The 5,928-nt window shown below is 60.9% G+C and carries 4 protein-coding genes; 1 reads left to right on the top strand and 3 read right to left on the bottom strand.

The window, feature by feature from the left end; genetic code table 11:
• The coding region (locus tag HCZ87_RS20890) for a hypothetical protein (RefSeq protein ID WP_217701979.1) at nt 1-468 on the top strand (468 nt) is incomplete at its 5' end.
• 22 nt (nt 469-490) lie between these two features.
• Here HCZ87_RS20890 and HCZ87_RS19260 read toward each other — a convergent pair.
• The 3 genes from HCZ87_RS19260 to HCZ87_RS19270 form a co-directional block, all read right to left on the bottom strand.
• Nucleotides 491-1,186: a YjbF family lipoprotein gene (locus HCZ87_RS19260; RefSeq protein ID WP_167646499.1), complete on the bottom strand. Its 696-nt coding sequence runs from the start codon at nt 1,184-1,186 to the stop codon at nt 491-493.
• Complete coding sequence (locus HCZ87_RS19265; RefSeq protein ID WP_368484151.1) at nt 1,183-3,390, bottom strand: YjbH domain-containing protein; 2,208 nt, start codon at nt 3,388-3,390, stop codon at nt 1,183-1,185. The genes HCZ87_RS19260 and HCZ87_RS19265 overlap by 4 nt, the downstream gene beginning before the upstream one ends.
• 121 nt (nt 3,391-3,511) lie before the next feature.
• Nucleotides 3,512-5,410 (bottom strand): nucleoside-diphosphate sugar epimerase/dehydratase, encoded by a 1,899-nt coding sequence (locus HCZ87_RS19270; RefSeq protein ID WP_167646501.1) that lies wholly within the window; start codon nt 5,408-5,410, stop codon nt 3,512-3,514.
• Nucleotides 5,411-5,928: the final 518 nt, after the last annotated feature.

The raw sequence follows: 5,928 nt of genomic DNA on the forward strand, positions 1-5,928 counted from the left end.
GGCGCCTTAATCCAGGCGGCCGGATCGTACACCTTAGTTGGTGGTGGTGGTGGTCGACGCATCGTCGTTGTTGACAACAACACCAACCACAACAGCCGCTGCGACCGCGGCGGCTGCGATGCCTGCGGCACCCAGGCCACCAACACCAAGGCCGATACCACCTGCAGCACCTGCGCCTACGCCACCTGCTGCTGCACCACCAGCACCTGCGCCGCCACCAGCACCTGCGCCGCCTACCGGAGCCTGAGCCTGAGCCTGAGCAAATGCGCCGGTTGCTGCCAGCATGGCAATAGCGGAAGCTGCGATAATGTTTTTCATAACTTAAACTCCTATGGAGATATGGGATCCTCGAACGGACACTATGCGAGCGCCCAACCTATTTCAACGCTTGCAATAGCAGCAAGATCGTTGCTTTTTCGTTTTTATTTCGACGTTGCCGAAAAACCGCGCGCCTTTTGGACATTTTAGGCCGGATCTCTCTGGTTCTGCCTCAATCCACCACCTGACGAGTGCGGATGTAGCCGATATCCGGCCCCGCCCATTGCCGCGATTGCCGCACCCGGCCGCCCAAAGAATCAACCCAGTAGTCATTGATCACCCGACCACCGTCCTGGCCCTGACAGACCTCCCGCAGATGCCGGGTGGGGTAGGTTTTGCCCACGACATCCAGCGCTTTGGCGCCAAGATCCTGCAAATCACAGGCCAACCAGATCTGATAGGATCCATTGTCATCGCCGCTGAACTCATAGAATCGCTGGCCGCCGCTGGCCGGACCCATTGCCCCCTGCCCGTCCGCCGGCACCTGGGCCGACAAAAGCGTGCCACGCAGACCGCGCGTCGAGATCAGCATGCCATCGCGAAAGCCGAAGGTGATATTGTCCACCGTATGCCAGATTTCGATCCGGCCCGGCTGGTCGTCATTGCGCGCCAGTTGCAGGGTCAGGTAATCGCGCAGATCGACATCCTCGATCACCATCTCCACATGCGGCTCCTGAATGGTATCCAGCAGGGCGCGGGTCAGGGTGGGCGGCTGTGGCTTGTTCTTGCGATTGCTGCGCAACCGCACCTGCTCCCGGATCACCTGGCCCACTTCCAGCTCCAGCGGGGTGTCTTCCGGCCCCTGCGCACAGGCCGCCAGCAGCGCCAGCATCATCAGGCCTGCAAAGGGGCGGTACAGATATTTCATTCCCAGAACCTCGCCCGTTGCTCTTCCAGACTCTTGCGATGAGCGCTGCGCACCTGACCATAAAGCCGCCCCGGCACCGAAACCCTCTGGCCGCCGTCACGCTGCACCGGGCGAATGGTCAGCCCATAGGCATTGCGCGAGGGTTTGCCCAAGAGCCAGCCCAGCGGAATGGTCAGCCGGATGCCCTTGTCAAAGGAGCCCTCGCCAAAGTCTTTGGCCGAGACATCGGTGAGGGTGAAAAAACCGCCCAGCCGCCAGCCATTGTTGAAAGTCCGCGTCAGCGAGAAGGTCGCCCCGATATCCCCGGCCAGATAGCGCCCCGCATCCACCTGCGCCAGGTAGTTCTTCGGCAGCTCCAGATAGGCGGAGGCATGGCCAGTCAGAATGTCATAATCGCGGAACCCCAGCTGCTGGTTGAAATCCCGCTGGCGCACATAGTTCAGCTCTGCGCCAAGACCAAGATTGCTGTTGACCGGCTTCCACAGGAGCTCGCCCGAGATGCCACCATACATGCTCTCGAAATAGCCGAGCGTGGCGCGGGCATAAAGGTTGTGACCCGGTTTCCAGCGCCGCTCCACATAGAGCTGGTTCAGCGTGGTGCCATATTGAGCGTATTCGCGCGCGTCGGTGCGCACCTGCGGCAGCTTCGAGCTGCCCGGGCGGCCATCGCCGACATTGCCCCAGATCCGCTGCCGGATCGCCCCCGCAACCTTCCAGCCCGGCGCCGGGCTGTAGCTGGCCTTCAAGTCAACCCCCACATCCAGTCGCAGCGGCACCGAAGGATCAAAGTAAGACGGCGCGGTATAAGGGGTGAACGAATAGGCGAAGGCTGGATAAAGCTGTTCGGAAGCCAGCGCATCCTTTGCCGGCCTGCCGGCATCCTCCACCGCAGCCACCGCCCAGATCGCATCCGCGGCCTGTGGCGCATGTTCCAGCGCCTCCAGATCGGAGCGCCGGATCTCGACGGCGGAAAGCCCCAGACCGCCCGCCGTGGGCACAATGCGGAAGCTCTCCACCGAAGGCGGTAGAACCCGCGACATCACCCGCGCCGCGCGGCCGATCGGCAGCGTCTCGGAATGGTATTTGGTGTTGCGAATGCGAACCTCGGCGCTTGTGCCTTTCAGGGTTACGCTCTCCAGGATCAGCCCGTCCTGTTTCAACGCCTCGGCCAGCAGATCGCGGACCTTGATCTGCGCGCTGTGGCTGCCCGCCCAGGCCTGCGTCCAGAGCGCCTCATCCTGAGCCCAGCTGCTACGCGGCACCACCGGCGTGGGGGCCGCAACCTGCATGCGCGTCACCGGATGGCGCGGGTTCAGCTGGATCTGGGCGCTGACGCCCAATTCGGAGCCGTAAAGATAATAGGCCCCCAGCCGCAGCTGGCGGCTTGCCTGATATTCTGCCCCGAAGTTGAAACGCGAGCGGCGTTCGAAGACATTTGACAGCTCGGTTTCCTGATAATACCCATCAGAAGAATATTCCGCCTTCAGCCCCCATGGGCCATTGGTCCATTCAATCCCGGCAAAGGGGGCGATATCACCGCGGAACCAACGATCAAAGCCCAGTTTCCCGCCCGTATCCCCAGGCGTGAATCCCGGCCGGCTTCCCTGAGTGGTGATGGCTCCACTGCTCGCCAGGCGCCCCCAACCAAGCCCAGCGGTGAGCTTAAACTGCCCCGGCAAGGATTTTGGTGACAGTGTTTTTGTGGCCACCACATATTCACCACTGAAAATCCCGGTTCCGGCAAAGTCCTGTAGCCCGACCGTGACCGCTGGCCGATAGGTTCCTTCTTTCCACAGCCGGAAGCGCACATCGAAGTTTCGGTCATAGAAATCGCCAAACCCAAACAGGTTGCGATCCTGAATCTGGGTATAACGGAAGGCGATCGAAACTGCGGGCAGCGCTTGCACCTGGAGGTTCATCCGGGTGATTCCGCCAAAACTGCTTACCGAGGGTGCAAATTGCGCATCCGGCATCATTTCCGCGCTTGGCATATCCAGAAGACCTGGATTGCCATAAAAGTTGAGGCTCGGGGTCTCGGGCCAGGCAAAGCCCCGGGGCGCCTCGGCATTGGTGGCAGCGGTGGCCGCCAGCGCCTCTTCGGCCTGAAGCGGCAGGGCCAGACAGGCCAGACCGCTGCCAAGCCCCCAGCCCAATACGGTTTTCAGGGCGCGGCGCAGGCGCGATGATGTCTGGCGGCAGGTCACGGCGGGCGACGTCCTTGGTTGAGTGTCGTTTACCTGCTTACTGCCTCAGTCCCGTGTGGCAATCAACGTTCAACCCCAAACCGGGCCGCCGCGGGGCGCGCTTTGTTGCAACCTGTGGCTCTCAGGACGTTTTACGATCCGCCTGCGGCTGCACATAGCCTTCGACCCAGCGCAGGATCACCTGCCGCGCCCCGGCATCATCGCCCGCCGCAACCGCCTGGCGCAGGGCGCGCAACAGCGCCGCGACCTCGATCTCCGACAGCACGGATTCGCGGGCGCAGAAGATCTTGGGATGGGCGGTGGTGGTCAGCTCACTCGAGAGCGTCAGCTCCTCTTCCAGCTTTTCCCCGGGGCGCAGGCCGATGATCTCGATCGCGATATCGCCCTCGGGGTGATCCTCGTCGCGCACCGAATAGCCAGCACTCTCGATCACCTGACGGGCCAGGTTGAGGATCGAGACCGGCTCGCCCATATCCAGCACGAAGACCTCGCCGCCGCGCGCCTCGGCCCCGGCCTGAAGCACCAGCTGCACCGCCTCGCGGATGGTCATGAAGTAGCGTTTGACGCGGGTGTCGGTGACGGTGACCGGGCCGCCACGGCTGATCTGTTCCTGAAACAGCGGAATCACCGATCCCGAGGAGCCCAGCACATTGCCAAAGCGCACCATGGTGAAGACCGTATCGCCCACCGTGCCATCGCCCAGCTCGCCACTGCGCGAGGCCAGATCCTGCACGATGAGTTCCGCCATGCGCTTGGAGGCGCCCATCACATTGGTCGGCCGCACCGCCTTGTCCGAGGAAATCAGGATAAAGCGTTCAACGCCGAATTCCGCCGCCGCGCGCGCCAGCGTCTGGGTGCCAAAGACGTTATTGGCCAGACCGGCCAGCGGGTTGGCCTCAACGAGGGGCACATGTTTATAGGCCGCCGCATGCAGCACCACCTGCACCTGGTGGCGCTCCAGCACCCGGCGCACCTGGCGCGGGTCGGTAACCGACCCCAAGACCGGCACCAGCTCGATGCCGGTGCCCTCCAGCTGCTGGCTCAGCTCCTGATGGATGGTGTAAAGCGCCAGTTCGGAGAGCTCATAAAGCACCAGCTTGCGCGGCCCGCAGGTCAGCACCTGACGGCAGAGCTCGGAGCCGATCGAGCCGCCCGCGCCGGAGACCAGCACGATGCGATCCTCATAGGAGCTGGCACATCCATGCAGCGGCAATTTGCGCGCTTCCCGGCGCAGAAACTTCTGCGGTGGTACCGGGGTCAGCTTTTCGACCAGGGCTTCCTCGCCGATCAGCTGGGCAAAGGAGGGCAGCGCCTGCACCTCCAGCCCCAGTTTCTGCATGCGCTGGATGATCTGCGCCTGTTTGGGCTGGCTCTGCGAGGGCATGGCCAGCAAAACCCGGCTGATATCGCCAGCTTTGACCAGTTCGGGGATATGCGCGGGGGAATGCACCGGCAGACCCACCAGCCGCAACCCCTGAAGGGATTTGTTGTCATCGACAAAGGCGACGGGATCAATGCCCTCATGCGAGCGCAGCGCCTGCGCCAGTTGCGTGCCGGTATTGCCCGCCCCGTAAATCAACACCCGGCGCCGCGGTCGCGCGCGGCGATAGAGCGCCAATACCACTTGCAGCATCACCGCACGTACGCCAACCATCATCAACAGGTACAGCAGGCCAAAAACCACATGCACTCCCAGAGGGATTTCCGGGCCAAACAGGCTGCACAAGAGTGCCCCGCTGCCAGAAGCCACCACTGTCACCAACGCGCTCATACTAACCGCGTGGCGTTCATATGCGATCAGCTGCACCTGCGATAAGCCCAGCCTATAGATCACCCCGGCAGTCAGCAGCAAGATATATGGCAGGATGGGCAGCATCTGCCCCATCAGAACCAAAGCCGAAACCGGCATTTCCTGTAGGGCCAGCGCCAAGTAAAACGCAACCGGCAGCAGAGCCAAATCCATAGTAAAGAAGATCGAGGCCTTCTGTTGACGCGACAGCACCTCCACGAATTTTAGCATTCTCTTATCCATTCCATGCCCCGAGGTGCACACCTTGTCTCAAACTGCCGGCCTGTCCCAAAAATTTGAATAAATGCTCTACCTTCATAATTGTATCGGCTTAGCATGCTTCTTGAGAAAAAACACCGGTTTTGGGTGTAGATCCTATGATTTGTTCTATCGCACTTTATTCAGCCTGCCTTCCCTGCTTGTTTATCTGGCATCTGTTGCGCGAGCTTTGGCTCACTTGCGTTGTTTTCCCCTCCCAGACGCGCAAAGTCTCCTTGTATTGACTTGTTCGCTGCAGGCTAAGAGCGAAATCGTGTAACTGTTCACGCAGCCTCGGGGAAGACGTTCAATGACGCTGCCACTTTCATTCGAAAGTCGATACCACTGGGAAGACTTCTTGTGCATGCCCATGGACACCTCAACAGAAGTTATTCAAGATAGGTCAACACTACTTACCTAATGTTTCGCGCGCGAAACATTAGGTAAGTAGTGTTGACCTATCTTGAAAACTCTGATCTGACATGAGGATT

This window comes from Phaeobacter sp. HF9A, assembly GCF_011806385.1.
In the GTDB taxonomy this organism is placed as follows: Bacteria; Pseudomonadota; Alphaproteobacteria; order Rhodobacterales; family Rhodobacteraceae; genus Epibacterium.